Origin of the sequence: Pseudomonas sp. RSB 5.4, assembly GCF_037126175.1 — a bacterium.
Lineage (GTDB): Bacteria > Pseudomonadota > Gammaproteobacteria > Pseudomonadales > Pseudomonadaceae > Aquipseudomonas > Aquipseudomonas fluorescens_H.
Map to the genome: position 1 here is coordinate 1,800,622 of NZ_CP146986.1, position 17,260 is coordinate 1,817,881.

The window sequence follows — 17,260 nt, forward strand, 5'->3', positions numbered from 1 at the left end:
AGGTGAGTTGGCATTCTACTCGCTATGCAGGTTTGCATAAATCGACTCTGCGAGCTTTTTACTGATCCCCGGTGCTTTGGCGATCTCTTCGATGCTTGCACGAGACAGCTCCTGCAATCCACCAAAATGTTTCAACAAGTCCCGACGACGAGTTGGCCCGACGCCCGCAACGCCTTCCAGCGTTGACGTGCGGCGGGTCTTGCCCCGCCGCGCACGGTGGCCGGTAATCGCGAAGCGGTGAGCTTCGTCGCGAATCTGCTGTATCAGATGCAGTGCCGGCGAATCTCCGCGCAAGGTGAACTCATGCGCTGCATCATTAAGATACAAAGTTTCGAAACCCGCCTTGCGTGTTGCGCCCTTGGCCACACCCAGCAGGATCAGATCCGGCACCGCCAATTCGTTGAGCACATCACGGGCCATCGACAACTGACCTTTGCCGCCGTCCACCAGCAGGATGTCCGGCAGCTTGCCCTCCCCGTCCTTCAGTTTGCTGAAGCGGCGAGTCAAGGCCTGATGCATGGCCGCATAGTCATCGCCCGCCGTGACGCCTTCAATGTTGTAACGACGATAGTCGGATTTGATCGCGCCTTCCGGGCCGAACACGACACAGGAAGCGACAGTAGCCTCACCACTGGAGTGACTGATGTCATAGCACTCAAGTCGCTGCGGTGGCTCATCCAGATTCAGCACTTCAGCCAGCGCATCGAAGCGTGCTGCCGTGTGTTGACGATTGGCCAGACGCGCACCCAGCGCCTGCTCGGCATTGGTGACTGCCAGCTGCTGCCAGCGAGCCCGGGTGCCACGCACCCGGTGACTGATGCTCAGTTCACGACCACGTAGCTCATGGATCGCTTCGATCAGGGCGGTGGCGTCTTCAGGAACCACGTTGACGATCAACTCGCTCGGCAGGTCGCGTTCCGGACTGCTGATGAAATATTGACCGAGGAACGCCGCCATGACTTCGGCAACCTCCTCCTCAATACCGACCTGAGGAAAGAAGTTCTTGCTGCCCAGAACTCGTCCGCCGCGCACGCTGATCAGATGAACACAGGCGCCACCTGGATTGACGAAGGCTGCGATGACATCGATGTCGCCCGTGCCGCCTTCCATGCTTTGTTGATCCTGGACCCGGCGCAGCAAGGCAATCTGGTCACGCAACTCGGCGGCGCGCTCGAATTCAAGATTGATCGCCGCCTCTTCCATTGCCGTGGACAGTTCATTGGTCAGCGCATGACTGCGCCCCTCGAGAAACATCACCGAATGGCGCACATCCTCGGCGTAGACCTCCGGTTCGACAAGGCCGACACAAGGCGCCTTGCAACGCTTGATCTGATATTGAAGGCACGGGCGAGTGCGATTCTTGTAGTAACTGTCTTCGCACTGGCGGACGAAAAAGGTCTTTTGCAGTAGGCTGAGGCTTTCGCGAATGGCCCCGGCGCTCGGGTACGGGCCGAAATACTTGCCCTTGGCCTTCTTCGCACCACGGTGGATGCTCAGGCGTGGGAACTGGCCGTCAGACAGAAACACATAAGGGTAGGACTTATCATCGCGCAACAGAATGTTGTACGGCGGCCGCCACTCCTTGATCAGCGTCTGTTCAAGCAGCAACGCCTCGGTTTCGTTGGCGGTGATGGTGGTTTCGACCTGCGCGATACGCCCGACCAGCGCAGCGGTTTTCGGCGCCAGCCCGGTCTTGCGAAAATAGCTGGCAAGGCGCTTCTTCAGGTTCTTGGCCTTGCCTACGTACAGCAGGCGCGCCTCGCTGTCGAACATGCGATAGACGCCGGGACGCCCACTGACAGTCGCCAGAAAGGCGCCGGGATCAAATGCTTCAGTCATGATCAGGCGCTGGCATCAACCATGCCGTGGCGTACTGCCAACAGCGTCAGCTCAACGTCGCTGCTGATCGACAGCTTTTCGAAGATCCGGTAGCGATAGGTGTTCACCGTTTTCGGCGACAGGCAGAGTTTGTCGGAGATGATCTGCACCTTCTGGCAGCCGACAATCATCAACGCGATCTGGATTTCCCGTTCGGACAAGGCATCAAAAGGTGAATCGTTGGTTGGCTGGAACGACTTGATCGCCAGTTGCTGGGCAATCTGCGGACTGATGTAACGCTGCCCGGCAAACACCAGTCGGATGGCCTGGACCATCTCCGGCAATCCAGCGCCCTTGGTCAGGTAGCCGGCGGCGCCCGCCTGCAGCAGGCGCGTAGGAAATGGATCTTCCTCGCACACAGTGACAGCGACGACCTTGATGTCCGGATGACTGCGCAGCAGCTTGCGCGTGGCCTCAAGGCCACCAATACCGGGCATCTTGACGTCCATCAGGACTACATCGGGTTTCAACTCACGGGCCTTGATCAGGGATTCTTCCCCGGACTCGGCCTGTCCAACCACCTGCAAGCCATCGATATCGGCCAGCATACGTGTAATGCCTGTACGAACGAGATCATGGTCATCGACCACTAGCACCCTAATCAAGCAGACACCTCGCGATATGGTCTTATTGGGATGCCGGACACCTTAGCAAAAAGTGCCAGACAGACCTAGCGGCAAGCATCATTTAAAAAGTTTCAATTCATCATCGAGGGCTTGCCGGCCGTGGGTTTCAGAGCACAGGTGTACCGAAATCGAGCTGCATCCTCAGGAAACACTCGTCCTCGCCACACCTGATCAAGCCCTTTCTCTTATACAGGCTTTGTGCCGGATTATTTTTGAATACTGTCAGACGCAGCGCCGGAAGTCCTTCGGCGCGGGCCATGGCGATAACCTGATCAATCGCCCAGGATCCTGCGCCCTGCCTGCGAAAGGCCTCGGTTATTTGCAGTTCGCGGATGTACAGCGCCCGACGATCCCGACTGAGGCTGAAAAACCCCGCGAGAACTTCATCAAGAATGATCAGCCAGTTGTCCCGCCCATCCCAGGCAACATCGAACGCTTCGTCCTGCCACAGCAAATCGTGCTCAATGTAATAGCGCAGCATGTTCCGGCACGTGAGTTCTCGGGCAAATTCCCGATCATTCGGCTCAGCGCGACGCAAGCGGTAGGTCATTGCCCCACCGTCACAGGGACTGTCCACCCGAGCCATTCGCCGGCATCACGTCGAGCGATCACCAGGAGTTCACCGGGGCCTGGCGCGGCGATGACCAGCGCCCCGTTTTCAGACCAGACCGCGCTGCGCCCCGCCGACTGCCATCCACCTGTTAGCCCGGCGTGATTGGCCATCAGCACCGCCATTGAGTGGCTTTGGGCATAGCCCTGCAGTATTGCGCTATCCACGCCATAGCCTTTTTCGCCAATCAGCACGCCTGCTGCGTACAGGTCGGCGCCAACACCGGCGGCCGCTGCCGCGTGGCTGGAGTGGGAAAAATCAGCGCAGACCGCGAGCGCGACGGTGTCGCGACCTATGCGCAAGGTCGAACCACCAGTCCCCGGGGCATAGAAAAGCTCTTCGCCGCTGTGCAAATGTTGTTTGCTGTAAACCTCTAGAGAGCCGTCACTGCCTAACGTCAGAGCGCCGATCAATACCTGCGCACTGCCCTTCTGGCGAATCGGTATGCCGACGACGGCGCTCAGCCCAAGCTCGCGAGCGCAATTGCGCAAGGGTTGCAGCACCGGATCCTGCGGATCGATTGCCAAGTCTGCGGCCATCTGGCCTTCGTAGCCTGTCAACGACAACTCCGGGAACACCAGCAGCTCGACGCCCTGCTCCGCCGCCGTGGCCATGAAACGCAAATGACGGGCGATGTTTGCCGCCAGATCACCAGCAACGGAAAACGATTGGGCGGCAGCGATGGTGAACGTCGACATTATTCATCCCTAGAGTGATGCAAAGCACGCAGTGTGTCACAACGTCCGTGGCACTCAAGCGATAGGTAACGCCTTGAATGAGCAATAGCAATTTCTGATTGCTCAGGCATATGGGCCTCTAGTAAGCTCGGCGCATTCATCGGAGACAGACCATGTTCAACGCCCTCTCACAGCTTCGTTCCGCTAGCGCCCTGCGCTCGGTTGCGGCTGCCCGGGCGAATGACGCTTGCGCTCCAGCGAGCTTTTATTTTGGGTATTGGTTTAGCCACTGGCGCGCCTGATACCCACACGGCGCCCATAAAAACGGGTCGCCTACCAGAGAATTCTCAACCCCCGGTCGGCCTCCCGACCGGGGGTTTTGTTTTTTCAGGCCCATAACTTTTTCAGCAACACACCAGACACTTTGAGGAATCACGACATGAACTACGCCACTTATTACCGTTACGACACTTTTACCGCCTGGCGATTTAGCAGCCTCCGCTCGGGACAGCCTGCCGCCTCCGATCGGTCACCCACAGGTGGCAAGCACACACACGCAGCCAATCCGGCCAATTGTCGAACACCCCAGTAGGGCCGAGTGAGCGGGAAGCACCCGCCGCCAGCCCAGGAATTCCGAATATGAACTCGTCTGTTTCTGCTCTGCCACTGACCACCCTGAACTCTGCCAACGAAGCACTGACCCTGCGTCTGCCCAGCTCGTTGCAGCTCAAACAGCAATTGCCCCTGAGCAATGCCCTCGCCCAGCAAGTCGCAGCCCACCGCCAGGCGGTCCGCGCGATTCTCAATGGCGAAGACCATCGCCTGCTGGTCGTCGTCGGCCCTTGCTCGATTCACGATCCACGCTCCGCACTCGAATACGCGGAAAAGCTTTCCCGCCTGGCCCATGAAGTCAGCAACGAAATGCTGCTGGTGATGCGCGCCTACGTCGAAAAACCACGCACCACCGTTGGCTGGAAAGGTCTTGCCTACGACCCACACCTGGACGGCAGCGATGACATGGCCGCCGGCCTGACCCTGTCGCGTGAATTGATGCTTGAAATGATCCGTCTGGGCCTGCCTATCGCTACCGAGTTGCTGCAGCCAATGGCTGCCGGCTACTTCGACGACCTGCTCAGTTGGGTTGCCATCGGCGCACGCACCACCGAGTCGCAGATTCACCGGGAAATGGCCAGCGGCCTGAGCATGCCCGTCGGTTTCAAGAACGGTACCGACGGTGGCGTAACCGTAGCCGTCGATGCCATGCGTTCGGCAGCCCATCCACATCGACACTTCGGCGTCGACAGCCAAGGGCACCCGGCGATCATTCAGACACCGGGCAACCCCGACACTCATCTGGTACTGCGCGGTGGTCATCAAGGCCCGAACTACGATCGCGAAAGCGTCGCCCGGGTACATGCCGACCTGAATCGCTTGAAGATTCCGAGCCGAATCATGGTCGATTGCAGCCACGCCAACAGCGGCAAGGATCCACTGCGCCAGCCCGACGTGTTCAACGAGGTACTCGAGCAACGGCTGCAAGGTGATCGCTCCTTGATCGGCATGATGATCGAGTCCCATCTGTTCGAGGGCTGCCAGCCTTTGAGCCCCGCCCTGCGTTATGGCGTATCCGTCACCGATGGTTGCCTGGGGTTCGGCGCGACGGAGCAGTTGCTGTCGAACGCAGCCAAACGACTGAAAGCCTGACGCTCAGAACAGCCTTTGCGGGTTGAATCAGTAACCCGCAAAGGTCGGACCATCGCTCAGCTCAATCCAGAGTTACGCCCGCACTCGGACCCGGGCAACGCCGGAAGCCTGACTGGCATCATCCAGTCGCTCCACCGAATACGACACCTGCACCACGGTTTCCCGATGCTCGCGCCAGAAGCGGTACGGCACGATGAACACCAAAGGTTGCCCAGCGTTCTCCCGAGTGATGTCCCGGTCATCGCGATGACTGAAATACTCGCCATCGCATTTCAGGTACACCAGTTCTCCCTCCTCGGCTTGGGCATCGCCGATCACCACAGTAACCCCGTCTACCGCATCTGCCGCTTCCAGCTCACCGTCTTGCGCTTCCAGCACTTGTGGCGCCGCGAGATCCCCCCGAATCAACGGTGCGATCAGAATTCGCGAGTTCGCAGACTTCCTCACCTGCGCCGCTGCTGATTCGACCCGGTAACTGACGTTCACCTCTTGTGTGGAATGGGCAGCGATGCAATCGGCGTTTATCCAGAAAGACAACGCTTCACCAACGGCAAACGGCTCTACGGTCAACACATCACTGAATGCCGGCGCTCCCTCCGCGCCTTGCCAGGACAGGCTGATCCGGTCGCCGGCCGCCATCCGGGCATAGGGGCGCACAGTGACACTTGTACCCTGTGGAACACGGGACGGATCGAGCGTCCCGCCCACTGTTTCTTCAATGATCGGTGCAAGCAGCTCAGGCTCTGGATCGCCCACATCCAGTTGCAGGCGACGGGATGACACCGGCTGAGGCAGTGCAACGCTATGCAGCGTCCAGTAAAGCTCCAGCGAACCGCGCTCCAGCGGCGCAATGTGCAGACCTTTTATGACAAAGACGATTTCCTCGCCCACCTGGCCTTCACTGACCGAGCGGGTGGCCTCATGGCTATAAGCCAACCCTTCGTCATCGAGCCCTCGCCAGCTCAGCACCAGTTTGTCACCGCACATCATGTCGGGGTAAGGCGCAACCCTGACGAATGCATGGCTCAGAGAAGGATCAAGCATCCCGCCCTCCAACACCTCGACCGTCGGGGCGGACAGGTCCAAGGCTGGCGATGAAGCGGGTGCAGACGCCGGTCGATAGCTGAATTCGAAATTTTCACCGTCCACCTTCAAGCTCAGATGGCCGCCTCCTTCGGTGGCAACCGACAGGGGGACAATGTTTGCCGGTGGCATTGCACAAGACTCGCTAGTGACTTCGTAGATAGACATTCGCAGCTCCATTCCTTGGATAGAACGCTGCCATCAAGGCAGCGTCGAACGAAATCCATTGAACCTCATCCAGCGAATCGGCGAAGTCAGCCCAAAGCCCCGCACCCCCGAGGCAAACACACCGTCTGACGTAGGCAGACAGCGACGAATCTGTCGATACGCGGCAAAAGATTGCCAAATGTTCCGACTAGCCCCTCAAGCAGAAACGAAAATTCGTACCATTTTTAGTCCAGATTCCCTTTCACTCCGAGGATTTTTCAGACATCGCCAACCCGTAGGCCTGTTTTACAGTGGCACGCACCAACCACTGACAAGCATCTGCAAAAGAGGCAGGAACATGCAACGGAATGCGACAACCCGCTACCCCATCCTTTTGGTCCATGGCCTGTTCGGGTTTGACCGTATCGGCCGTTTCGAGCTTTTTCATGATGTCAAGCAAGCACTGAGGGAGGCAGGTGGACAAGTGTTTGTCCCGCAACTCTCCGCGGCCCATGACAACGAAGTTCGTGGCCAGCAACTGCTGCTGCAGATTGAACGGGTCCTGCAGGGCACCGGGGCCGCCAGGGTCAACCTGATCGGACATAGCCAAGGTGCGCTGGCCAGCCGTTTCGCCGCAGCAATGGCACCGCACAAGGTCGCCTCGGTCACGTCGGTCAGTGGACCCAACCACGGCTCGGAACTGGCAGACACGTTGCGCCAGGCACTGATTCCGGGGAGCCTGCCGGAGCAGGTGGCAGAGCAGGTGGCGACCCGGTTCGCTGATTTCCTCTCGCTACTCAGTGGTCAACCGACCCTGCCGCAGAATGCCGTGGCAGCGCTGAACGCCCTGACCACACAGGCGGTCAGCCAATTCAACAAGAAGTATCCTCAAGGCCTGCCTTCTACCTGGGGCGGCCAAGGCGCGGAACGGGTCAATGACGTTCACTACTACTCCTGGAGCGGCACGCTGCAGGAAGGATGGCTTGCGCCGCTTGATCCGGTAAATGCCGTCTGCCGGGCGTTGTCCGGCCATTTCGTCGCGGAAGCCGGACAGAACGATGGTTTCGTGGGCCGCTACAGCTCGCATTTGGGCTCGGTCATCCGCTCCGACTACCCCTTCAACCACCTCGCTACCCTGCGGCGACCAGACGGCTTACTAAACCCCGCCCCTGATCCCGTCGAACTCTACGTCGAGCACGCTCTGCGCCTGAAAGCCGCACAACTGTAGACATACGCCAATAAGCCGAGTGGAACTTTGCCGAGAAATCGCTTACTGAATCCGGTAGGCTCCACACTTTACTGAAATAGATTGGAGAGTTTCCCCATGGCTAAAGCCACTGCCCGCCACATCCTGGTTTCCAGCGAAGACAAGTGCAACGAACTCAAGGCCCAGATCGAAGGCGGTGCTGATTTCGCCGAAGTCGCCAAGGCCAACTCTACCTGCCCGTCCAGCCGTCAGGGCGGCGACCTGGGCTCGTTCGGTCCTGGCCAGATGGTCAAGGAATTCGACACCGTGGTCTTCAGCGCGCCGATCAACGTCGTGCAAGGCCCGGTGAAGACCCAGTTCGGTTATCACCTGCTCGAAGTCACCAGCCGCCAGGACTGATCCCGCGTCCGGTTTGCTGTGCCACGGCCCGCCTTTTGGTGGGCCGTTGTGTTTTGGTTACAGGATACGGCTGGCGACTGACGCGCCGCTCGCGTACAAATTGCGCTTATCGATCACCCGGCTTTAAGGCTGACAATGCGACTGGCTTTCCCGACTTTGCTGTTCACTGCCGTGGCCCTGTTGTTGGGCTCCACTGGTGTGGACGCCACCCCGCAACACGCTTTGACCGTCTATGGCGAACCCGCCAAATACCCGGCCGGTTTCAGCCATTTCGACTACACCAACCCGCAGGCCCCCAAGGGCGGCACCATGCGCCGCTCGGCGATAGAGATCGGGCATTTCGATCACATCCTGCCTTATATAGACAAAGGTATCGGCGTCACCCAGATCGACGGCATGCTGTACTCGCCTCTGGCCCAGCGCTCGATGGATGAGCCTTACACGGTCTACGGCCTGGTGGCGCAAAAGATGGATCGCTCGGAGGATGGCCTGTCGCTGCGCTTCTTCATCAATCCCAAGGCACGCTTCGCTGACGGCAAACCGATCACTGCCGAAGACGTGCGTTACACCTATGACCTGTTGATGACCCAGGGCAGCCTGCGTTATCGCACGCAGTTCGCCGACGTCAAAGGCGTGGAAGTGGAAGCGCCGCTGACCGTGCGTTTCGATTTCAAGAGCAATGAAAACCGCACCTTGCCTCTGGACATCGCCACCCTGCCGGTATTCCCCGAGCACTGGTGGAAAACCCGCGACTTCGCCGGCGGTGGTGGTTATGAACCGCCACTGGGCAGCGGCCCGTATCGGGTCGGCAAGGTTGACTCCGGGCGCAGCATCACCTTCGAGCGCAACCCTGACTGGTGGGGCAAGGATCTACCGGTCAGTCGCGGCCTGTATAACTTCGATCACTTCAGCATCGAGTATTTCGGCGACACCGATGTCGCCCGTCAGGTTCTGCGCGGCGGTGCCTATGACTACAACCGCGAGTTTTCCGCGACCGGCTATTCGATTGGCTACGACAGCCCCGCGCTGAGTGACGGCCGCTTGCAGAAAGCCCACCTCGCCACCGAAGCTCCGCAATCGGCCCAGGGCTTTGTATTCAACCTGCAGAAACCGATGTTCCAGGATCGTCGGGTACGCCAGGCGCTGGCAATGCTCTGGGATTTCGAGTGGAGCAACCGGCAGATGATGCGCAACATGTACATCCGCCAACAGAGCTATTTCTCCAACTCCGCACTGGCAGCCCGCGAGTTGCCGGATGCCGCCGAGCTGAAAATCCTCGAACCGTTGCGCGGGCAAATTCCAGAAGAGGTATTCACCCAGGTCTTCGAAGCGCCGAAAACCGATGGCAGCGGCCTGATCCGCGACAAGCAGCTGCAAGCCCTGCAATTGCTGGAACAAGCCGGCTGGAAACCTGATGGTGACCAATTGATCAACGCCGAGGGCGAGCCGTTGAGTTTCACCTTCCTGGTCAGCCAGAACGGCATGGACCGTCTGCTTCTGCCTTACAAGCGCACGCTGAAACAGATCGGCATCGACCTGAATATCCGCCGCATCGACTCCTCGCAATACGTCAATCGCCTGATGAGCCGCGACTACGACATGATCGTCACCGGCTACCCGGTCACCACGTCTCCGGGTGGCGAGCTGCTCAATTACTTCGGTTCGATTTCGGCCAACGACCCCGGCGCCAACAATTACATGGTGCTGAAGAATCCGGCAGTCGACACCTTGATCAATGGCCTGATCCGCGCCTCGACCCAAAGCGACATGCTGCACTACGCCCACGCCCTGGACCGGGTGTTGCAATGGAATTACTACTGGATTCCCAATTATTACCCGCCGGGCACCTCCACCGTGTGGTGGAACCGCTTCGGCATGCCGGCGATACAGGCCAGCAATGACGAAGCGATCGAGAGCTGGTGGGAAATCAGCAGTACGCCGTTGACCAACCAGCAGATGACCGCCGCAAAAATCGGCCGTGGCAGACCCGGAGGACCGCACTGATGTGGGCATACATTCTGCGGCGCCTGCTGCTGATCATTCCGACGCTGGTGATCATTCTGCTGGTCAATTTCGTGATCATTCAGGCGGCACCCGGCGGCCCGGTCGAACAGGCCATCGCTCATCTGCAAGGGATCGGCGGTGCCAGTGTCGGCGGCAGTTCCAGCGAGACCATGAGCAGCATTTCGCGTGCCAGTCGTGGCCTCGATCCGCAACTGATCAAGGACATCGAAAAACAGTACGGTTTCGACAAACCGGCGCATGAACGCCTGTGGCTGATGCTCAAGAACTACGCGCAGCTGGATTTTGGCAAAAGCTTTTTCCGCGGCGCGACGGTCACCGATCTGATTCTGGAAAAAATGCCGGTGACCATTTCCCTCGGCCTGTGGGCGACGCTGATCACCTATCTGGTGTCGATCCCGCTGGGCATCCGCAAGGCGGTGCATCACGGCAGCCATTTCGATATCTGGAGCAGCACTGCGATCATCATTGGCTACGCGATGCCGGCGTTTCTGTTCGCGATGTTCCTGATCGTGGTGTTTGCCGGTGGCACATCATTGAACTGGTTTCCGGTGCGCGGGCTGGTCTCCGACAACTTCGAATCGCTGTCGACCCTGGGCAAGATCGCCGATTACTTCTGGCATCTGGTGTTGCCGGTGACGGCACTGGTCATCGGTGGTTTCGCCACGCTGACGATCCTCACCAAGAACTCGTTCCTCAATGAAATCACCCGACAATATGTGGTCACCGCACGCGCCAAAGGCTTGAGCGAACGCCGTGTGCTTTACGGCCACGTGTTCCGCAACGCGATGCTGCTGGTGGTTTCGGGAATTCCGCAGGCGTTTATCAGCGTGTTTTTTGCCGGTTCGCTGCTGATCGAAGTGATCTTTTCCCTCGACGGCCTCGGCCGCATGAGCTACGAAGCGGCGGTTTCCCGGGACTATCCGGTGGTGTTCGGCTCGTTGTTCATCTTCACCCTGTTCGGCCTGCTGATAAAACTGATCGGCGACTTGTGCTACACCCTGGTCGACCCCCGTATCGACTTCGCCGCGAGGAACGCCTGATGTTCAAGCTCTCGCCTCTGGGCCGTCGCCGTTTTGCACGATTCAAGAAAAACCGCCGAGGCTGGTGGTCGTTGTGGCTGTTTATCGGCCTGTTCCTGCTCAGCCTTGGTGGTGAACTGATCGCCAACGACAAACCGCTGATCGTCAGCTATCAAAACCAACTCTACTTTCCGGTATTCAAGCGCTACACCGAGCAGGAGTTTGGCGGGCAACTGCCGTTCCAGGCCGATTACCGCAGTGAGTATGTGCAGAACCTGATCCGCAAGGACGGTGGCTGGCTGCTGTTTCCGCCGATCCCGTTCAGCGAGGACACCCCCAACTACGATCTCAACCAACCCGCGCCGAGCCCGCCCTCCAGGGTCAACTGGCTGGGCACTGACGATCAGGCACGCGACGTGTTGGCGCGGGTGATTTTCGGCGCCCGGGTGTCGATCCTGTTTGCGCTGATGCTGACCGCTATCAGCGCGCTGATTGGCATCGCCGCCGGCGCCCTGCAAGGTTATTACGGCGGTTGGGTCGATCTGCTCGGGCAGCGTTTGCTGGAGGTCTGGAGCGGATTGCCGGTGCTGTACCTGCTGATCATTTTGTCCGGTTTCGTCGAGCCGAATTTCTGGTGGCTGCTGGGAATCATGGCGCTGTTTTCATGGCTGGCACTGGTCGATGTGGTGCGCGCGGAGTTTCTGCGCGGACGTAACCTGGAATACGTCAAAGCGGCTCGCGCGTTGGGCCTGACTGACCGCAAAGTGATTTTCCGGCACATCCTGCCCAATGCGATGAACGCGACGCTGAGTTACTTGCCGTTCATTCTGACCGGGGCGATTTCCACTCTCACCGCCCTCGACTTCCTTGGTTTCGGCATGCCCGCCGGCAGTGCTTCACTGGGCGAGCTGATCGGCCAAGGCAAACAAAACCTGCAAGCGCCATGGCTCGGGCTGACGGCGTTTTTCACTTTGGCGCTGATTCTTTCTTTACTGGTGTTCATCGGCGAAGCGTTACGTGACGCGTTCGACCCTCGATCCTGAAGTGTGACCATGACTGATAACCTGATCGAAATCCGTGACCTGAATGTCGCCTTCCATGGCCAGCCGGCGGTGCGCAACCTGTGCCTGGACATCCGCCCCGGCGAGTGCCTGGCCCTGGTCGGCGAGTCGGGCTCGGGCAAGTCGGTAACCGCGCATTCGATCCTGCAATTGCTCCCCGAAGGCGATGCGCAAACCAGCGGCAGCATTCGCTATCGCGGTCAGGAACTGCTCGGCGCCGATCCCAAGGTCCTGCGTGAACTGCGTGGCAACCGCATCGCGATGATCTTCCAGGAGCCGATGACCTCGCTCAATCCGCTGCACACCATCGAAAAGCAGATCGGCGAAACCCTGCTGGTGCATCGGGGACTGGGCGGTAAAGCGGCGCAACAGCGCAACCTTGAACTGCTGGAACTGGTGGGTATTCAAAAGCCCGAAGAACGCCTCAAGGCCTATCCGCATCAATTGTCCGGCGGCCAGCGGCAACGGGTGATGATCGCCATGGCCCTGGCTTGCGAGCCGGAACTGCTGATCGCCGATGAACCGACCACGGCGCTGGATGTGACGGTGCAGCGCAAGATCCTGCTGCTGCTCAAGTCCTTGCAACAACGCCTGGGCATGTCGCTGCTGCTGATCAGTCACGACCTCAATCTGGTGCGCAGCATCGCGCAACGGGTGTGCGTGATGAAGGCTGGCGAGATCGTCGAGCAGGCGCCGTGCGAAACCCTGTTTACCGAACCGAAGCACCCTTACAGCTGCGTGCTGCTGAATGCCGAACCGGAGGGCGAAGCCCTGCCCCGGGACGAGCGCGAGAACGTACTGGAGGTGGATGATCTTCGGGTCGAGTTCGTTGTCGGTGGCGGGCTGTTCCAGCGCAAACAATATTTGCGGGCGGTGGACGGCATCAGCCTGAATATCCAGCGCGGCAAAACCCTGGGCATCGTCGGCGAGTCCGGTTCGGGTAAATCGACCCTGGGCCAGGCGATTCTGCGGCTGCTCGACTCCGAGGGCAGCATCCGCTTTCAGGGCGCGGCCCTCGACGGTCTCGATCAGAAGCAGTTGCGGCCGTGGCGTCGGCAGATGCAGGTGGTGTTTCAGGACCCGTTCGGCAGTCTCAGTCCACGGATGTCCGTGGCGCAAATCATCAGTGAAGGGCTGGAGGTGCATTGCCAGTCCAGCGCCGAAGAGTGCGATGCACAGGTGATCCGCGTGCTCAAGGAGGTTGGCCTGGACCCGGAGAGTCGTCATCGCTACCCACACGAATTTTCCGGAGGTCAGCGCCAGCGCATCGCCATCGCCCGGGCGCTGGTGCTGAAACCGGCGCTGATCCTGCTCGACGAACCGACTTCGGCCCTTGACCGTACCGTGCAGAAACAAGTGGTCGCCCTGCTCCGCGACCTTCAGGAAAAACACGGCCTGACCTACCTGTTCATCAGCCACGACCTGGCGGTGGTACGGGCGCTGGCGCATGACATGATCGTGATCAAGGATGGCAAAGTGGTTGAACGCGGTGCCAGCCATGAGGTGTTTGACTCGCCACAGCATCCTTACACCAAGGAGCTGTTGGCGGCGGCGCATCCGGGGTAGGCATGATCACCGTTTGACTTGAAACCGAGTCGCGGCCTTCGCGAGCAAGCCCGCTCCCACAGGGATTCGGGTTGTACCCAAATATTGGGTACCCCAGAGAAACCTGTGGGAGCGGGCTTGCTCGCGAAGAGGGCCTTACAGACACCCCAAACTCCGGATCAACCCACGCATGAACACCACCGAAAGCCTCAAGGACTACCAACGCGTTCGCACGCTGGCGATCCGCTCGCTGTTCGAGATCATTGAGCAGTCCAGCGAAGGCACGGTGATTGTCGATCGTGACGCGAACATCGTCTGGATGAACGAGCGCTATGCGCGGCGTTTTGGTCTTGAGTCGGCGAAAAAAGCCATCGGCAAACCCTGCGAAAGCGTGATCCCCGGCAGCCTGCTGCGTGAAGTGGTGCGCACCGGCCGCCCCATTCTGCTGGACATGCAGGACACGCCGAAAGAGCCGCTGGTGGTGATGCGTCTGCCGATCCACGACGACGCCGGCGCGGTGATCGGCGCTATCGGGTTTGCCCTGTTCGACGAATTGCGCAGCCTGTCACCGATGCTCAAGCGCTACCTGAGCATGCAGGAAGAACTGGCCTCGACCCGCTCGCTGCTGCGGGCGCGGCAGACCAAATACAACTTCGCCCACTTCATCGGCACCAGCAGCGCCAGCCTCGAAGTCAAACGCCGCGCGCGCCGCAGTGCGAGCACCGATTCACCGGTGTTGCTGCTCGGCGAAACCGGCACCGGCAAGGAATTGCTGGCCCAGGCGATTCACAGCGCTTCGCCCCGGGCGCACAAAGCCTTCGTCAGCATCAACAGTGCGGCGATTCCCGAAGCGCTGCTGGAAGCCGAGTTTTTCGGCACCGCGCCAGGCGCGTTTACCGGCGCTGACCGCAAGGGTCGGACCGGCAAGTTGCAGATCGCGCAGGGCGGCACGCTGTTTCTCGATGAGATCGGTGACATGCCGTTGCCGCTGCAGAGCAAACTGCTGCGGGTGCTGCAGGAAAAGGAGTTCGAACCGGTTGGCTCCAACGACGTGATTCAGAGCGATGTGCGAGTGATCGCGGCGACTTCGACCGATCTTCAAGCCGCGATCAAGCGCGGTGAGTTCCGCGCAGACCTGTATTACCGCCTCAACGTGCTGCCGATCCAGGTTCCGCCGCTGCGCGAGCGTCTCGACGATTTGCCGGCGCTCAGCGAAGCGATCCTTGAAGAGTTGCGTAGCCAGCATGAACTGAGCCGCGCGGCGTTGGCACTGCTCGGACAACATGCTTGGCCGGGGAACATTCGTGAATTGCGCAACGTGATGGAGCGCGCGGCGCTGCTCAGCGATGACCTGATCCTCACTGAAGAGGATATTCGTGCAGCCATCGGCACGTTTACCCCGGTTGAGCGTCCGTCGGTTTCGACGCTGGAACCGTTGGCCGAGGAGACATTCGCCGAGGCACGGCAGCGGTTTGACCGGCAGTTGATCCAGTCTGCCCTCGCGCAATGTGCGGGCAAAGTGCCGGAGGCGGCGGCTCGACTGGGGCTGGGACGCTCGACGCTGTACAAGAAGATGCTGGCCCTGGGTATTGCCGAGTCTCAATAAAGAGACTTAAGTCTCCAAAAAAAGACAACAGCAGGAGCTTCGCGAGCAAGCCCGCTCCCACAGGGGGGTACGCATTCCAAATGTGGGAGCGGGCTTGCTCGCGAAGGCGTCAGCCCTCTCAACAAAAATCTCCAGAAAGAGACAACCCTTCAACTCTCAACACGCTGAAACCTATAAAACCCTTACATTTCAATGATTTGAATATCTGGCACAGATCTCGCTAAAGCCCTCCCCACACCCGCTTCACCCACAAAAATAACAATCCCTGGAGACACACCATGAGTGTGATCATTGCCTTGGCAGCCCTCGCGCTGCTGATGCTCGCCGCCTACCGTGGCTACAGCGTTATCCTCTTCGCCCCGATTGCCGCCCTCGGCGCTGTCCTGCTCACCGACCCGTCCGCCGTCGCCCCTGCCTTCACCGGGGTGTTCATGGAGAAAATGGTCGGTTTCATCAAACTGTATTTCCCGGTATTCCTGCTCGGCGCCGTGTTCGGCAAGTTGATCGAATTGTCGGGGTTCTCCCGTTCGATCGTGGCTGCGGCGATTGGCTTGCTCGGCACCCGACAGGCGATGCTGGTGATCGTGCTGGTTTGCGCCCTGCTCACCTACGGCGGCGTATCGTTGTTCGTGGTGGTGTTTGCGGTGTATCCGTTTGCCGCCGAGATGTTCCGCCAGAGCAATATTCCCAAGCGCCTGATCCCGGCGACCATCGCCCTCGGCGCGTTCTCCTTCACCATGGACGCCCTGCCCGGCACTCCGCAGATCCAGAACATCATCCCCAGCACCTTCTTCAACACCACCGCGTGGGCCGCGCCGTGGCTGGGGGTGATTGGCACGATCTTCGTGTTCTGCGCCGGCATGCTGTTCCTGCAGCGCCAGCGCAACAAGGCGCAGCGCGCGGGTGAAGGCTACGGCACCGAACTGCGTAACGAGCCGGAAACGGCCGAAGATCTGCAGCTGCCAAACCCATGGCTCGCCCTGTCGCCCCTGCTGGCGGTGGGCATCATGAACCTGTTGTTCACCCAGTGGATTCCGCAGTGGTACGGCAAGACCCACAGCCTGGCGCTGCCGGGGATGGCCACGCCGGTGACCACGGAAATCGCCAAGCTCACGGCGATCTGGGCGGTGCAGGCGGCATTGCTGATCGGCATCCTGATGGTGCTGGTGTTTGGCTTCAAGGCGATCCGCAGCAAACTCGCCGAAGGCAGCAAAAGCGCGGTCAGCGGTGCATTGCTGGCGGCGATGAACACCGCCTCGGAATACGGCTTCGGTGCGGTAATCGCTTCGTTGCCAGGCTTTCTGGTGCTGGCCGACTGGCTCAAGCAAATCCCCAATCCATTGGTCAACGAAGCGATTACCGTCACCCTGCTGGCGGGTATCACCGGTTCGGCGTCGGGTGGCATGAGCATCGCGCTGGCTGCGATGTCCGAGCAGTTCATCGCGGCGGCGCACGCGGCGAACATTCCGCTGGAAGTGCTGCACCGCGTGGCCGCGATGGCCAGCGGCGGCATGGACACTCTGCCGCACAACGGCGCGGTGATCACCCTGCTGGCGGTTACCGGCCTGACCCACCGCGAAGCCTATAAAGACATTTTCTGTATTACGCTGATCAAGACCCTGGCGGTCTTCGTAGTGATCGGCACTTTCTACGCCACTGGCATTGTGTGAGGT

Annotated in this window: 14 protein-coding genes; 9 read left to right on the plus strand and 5 right to left on the minus strand. The window is 59.8% G+C overall.

Annotated features, from left to right (window positions below):
* Positions 1 to 15 precede the first annotated feature (15 nt).
* The 4 genes from uvrC to V9L13_RS08035 form a co-directional block, all read right to left on the minus strand.
* Positions 16 to 1,839, minus strand: coding sequence for an excinuclease ABC subunit UvrC (gene uvrC / locus V9L13_RS08020; protein WP_003225418.1), 1,824 nt, complete (start codon positions 1,837 to 1,839; stop codon positions 16 to 18).
* Between the two features lie 2 nt (positions 1,840 to 1,841).
* A complete protein-coding gene (gene uvrY / locus V9L13_RS08025; RefSeq protein ID WP_024012761.1) occupies positions 1,842 to 2,483 on the minus strand; it encodes a UvrY/SirA/GacA family response regulator transcription factor in 642 nt (213 codons plus the stop codon).
* Positions 2,484 to 2,610: 127 nt separating this feature from the next.
* Positions 2,611 to 3,054 (minus strand): GNAT family N-acetyltransferase, encoded by a 444-nt coding sequence (locus V9L13_RS08030; RefSeq protein ID WP_338802115.1) that lies wholly within the window; start codon positions 3,052 to 3,054, stop codon positions 2,611 to 2,613.
* The gene (locus V9L13_RS08035; RefSeq protein ID WP_338802116.1) at positions 3,051 to 3,812 is read right to left on the minus strand and encodes a carbon-nitrogen hydrolase family protein; all 762 of its coding nucleotides are present in this window, start codon (positions 3,810 to 3,812) and stop codon (positions 3,051 to 3,053) included. The genes V9L13_RS08030 and V9L13_RS08035 overlap by 4 nt, the downstream gene beginning before the upstream one ends.
* A gap of 618 nt (positions 3,813 to 4,430) precedes the next feature.
* On the opposite strand from V9L13_RS08035, the gene V9L13_RS08040 reads away from it, so the two are divergent.
* Positions 4,431 to 5,495: a 3-deoxy-7-phosphoheptulonate synthase gene (locus V9L13_RS08040; protein ID WP_226499214.1), complete on the plus strand. Its 1,065-nt coding sequence runs from the start codon at positions 4,431 to 4,433 to the stop codon at positions 5,493 to 5,495.
* Positions 5,496 to 5,567: 72 nt separating this feature from the next.
* Here the strand turns inward: V9L13_RS08040 and V9L13_RS08045 are convergent, their stop codons facing one another.
* Positions 5,568 to 6,746, minus strand: a complete 1,179-nt coding sequence (locus V9L13_RS08045) for a hypothetical protein (protein WP_338802118.1) — start codon at positions 6,744 to 6,746, stop codon at positions 5,568 to 5,570.
* Between the two features lie 337 nt (positions 6,747 to 7,083).
* On the opposite strand from V9L13_RS08045, the gene V9L13_RS08050 reads away from it, so the two are divergent.
* The 8 genes from V9L13_RS08050 (at position 7,084) to V9L13_RS08085 (ending at position 17,257) form a co-directional block, all read left to right on the plus strand.
* Positions 7,084 to 7,953 (plus strand): triacylglycerol lipase, encoded by an 870-nt coding sequence (locus V9L13_RS08050; protein WP_338802119.1) that lies wholly within the window; start codon positions 7,084 to 7,086, stop codon positions 7,951 to 7,953.
* Positions 7,954 to 8,049: 96 nt separating this feature from the next.
* On the plus strand, positions 8,050 to 8,331 hold the full coding sequence (locus tag V9L13_RS08055) for a peptidylprolyl isomerase (RefSeq protein ID WP_007912303.1): 282 nt from the start codon (positions 8,050 to 8,052) through the stop codon (positions 8,329 to 8,331).
* 135 nt (positions 8,332 to 8,466) lie between these two features.
* Positions 8,467 to 10,335 carry an extracellular solute-binding protein gene (locus tag V9L13_RS08060; RefSeq protein WP_338802120.1) on the plus strand — a complete coding sequence of 623 codons (1,869 nt, stop codon included), beginning with the start codon at positions 8,467 to 8,469 and terminating at the stop codon, positions 10,333 to 10,335.
* Complete coding sequence (locus V9L13_RS08065; protein WP_338802121.1) at positions 10,335 to 11,396, plus strand: microcin C ABC transporter permease YejB; 1,062 nt, start codon at positions 10,335 to 10,337, stop codon at positions 11,394 to 11,396. Before V9L13_RS08060 ends, V9L13_RS08065 begins: the two co-directional genes overlap by 1 nt.
* On the plus strand, positions 11,396 to 12,418 hold the full coding sequence (locus tag V9L13_RS08070; protein WP_338802122.1) for an ABC transporter permease: 1,023 nt from the start codon (positions 11,396 to 11,398) through the stop codon (positions 12,416 to 12,418). Before V9L13_RS08065 ends, V9L13_RS08070 begins: the two co-directional genes overlap by 1 nt.
* 9 nt (positions 12,419 to 12,427) lie before the next feature.
* Positions 12,428 to 14,002: an ABC transporter ATP-binding protein gene (locus tag V9L13_RS08075; RefSeq protein ID WP_338802123.1), complete on the plus strand. Its 1,575-nt coding sequence runs from the start codon at positions 12,428 to 12,430 to the stop codon at positions 14,000 to 14,002.
* A 169-nt stretch (positions 14,003 to 14,171) separates the two neighbouring features.
* Positions 14,172 to 15,587 carry a sigma 54-interacting transcriptional regulator gene (locus V9L13_RS08080; RefSeq protein WP_338802124.1) on the plus strand — a complete coding sequence of 472 codons (1,416 nt, stop codon included), beginning with the start codon at positions 14,172 to 14,174 and terminating at the stop codon, positions 15,585 to 15,587.
* Positions 15,588 to 15,865: 278 nt separating this feature from the next.
* Complete coding sequence (locus V9L13_RS08085) at positions 15,866 to 17,257, plus strand: GntP family permease (protein ID WP_338802125.1); 1,392 nt, start codon at positions 15,866 to 15,868, stop codon at positions 17,255 to 17,257.
* The last annotated feature ends 3 nt before the right edge of the window (positions 17,258 to 17,260 follow it).

Excerpts from the sequence above, each read along its gene's own strand:
- uvrC (WP_003225418.1), bottom strand. The coding sequence starts at position 1,839 with ATGACTGAAGCATTTGATCCCGGCGCCTTTCTGGCGACTGTCAGTGGG.
- V9L13_RS08030 (WP_338802115.1), bottom strand. The coding sequence starts at position 3,054 with ATGACCTACCGCTTGCGTCGCGCTGAGCCGAATGATCGGGAATTTGCC.
- V9L13_RS08035 (WP_338802116.1), bottom strand. The coding sequence starts at position 3,812 with ATGTCGACGTTCACCATCGCTGCCGCCCAATCGTTTTCCGTTGCTGGT.
- V9L13_RS08040 (WP_226499214.1), top strand. The coding sequence starts at position 4,431 with ATGAACTCGTCTGTTTCTGCTCTGCCACTGACCACCCTGAACTCTGCC.
- V9L13_RS08045 (WP_338802118.1), bottom strand. The coding sequence starts at position 6,746 with ATGTCTATCTACGAAGTCACTAGCGAGTCTTGTGCAATGCCACCGGCA.
- V9L13_RS08050 (WP_338802119.1), top strand. The coding sequence starts at position 7,084 with ATGCAACGGAATGCGACAACCCGCTACCCCATCCTTTTGGTCCATGGC.
- V9L13_RS08055 (WP_007912303.1), top strand. The coding sequence starts at position 8,050 with ATGGCTAAAGCCACTGCCCGCCACATCCTGGTTTCCAGCGAAGACAAG.
- V9L13_RS08060 (WP_338802120.1), top strand. The coding sequence starts at position 8,467 with ATGCGACTGGCTTTCCCGACTTTGCTGTTCACTGCCGTGGCCCTGTTG.
- V9L13_RS08065 (WP_338802121.1), top strand. The coding sequence starts at position 10,335 with ATGTGGGCATACATTCTGCGGCGCCTGCTGCTGATCATTCCGACGCTG.
- V9L13_RS08070 (WP_338802122.1), top strand. The coding sequence starts at position 11,396 with ATGTTCAAGCTCTCGCCTCTGGGCCGTCGCCGTTTTGCACGATTCAAG.
- V9L13_RS08075 (WP_338802123.1), top strand. The coding sequence starts at position 12,428 with ATGACTGATAACCTGATCGAAATCCGTGACCTGAATGTCGCCTTCCAT.
- V9L13_RS08080 (WP_338802124.1), top strand. The coding sequence starts at position 14,172 with ATGAACACCACCGAAAGCCTCAAGGACTACCAACGCGTTCGCACGCTG.
- V9L13_RS08085 (WP_338802125.1), top strand. The coding sequence starts at position 15,866 with ATGAGTGTGATCATTGCCTTGGCAGCCCTCGCGCTGCTGATGCTCGCC.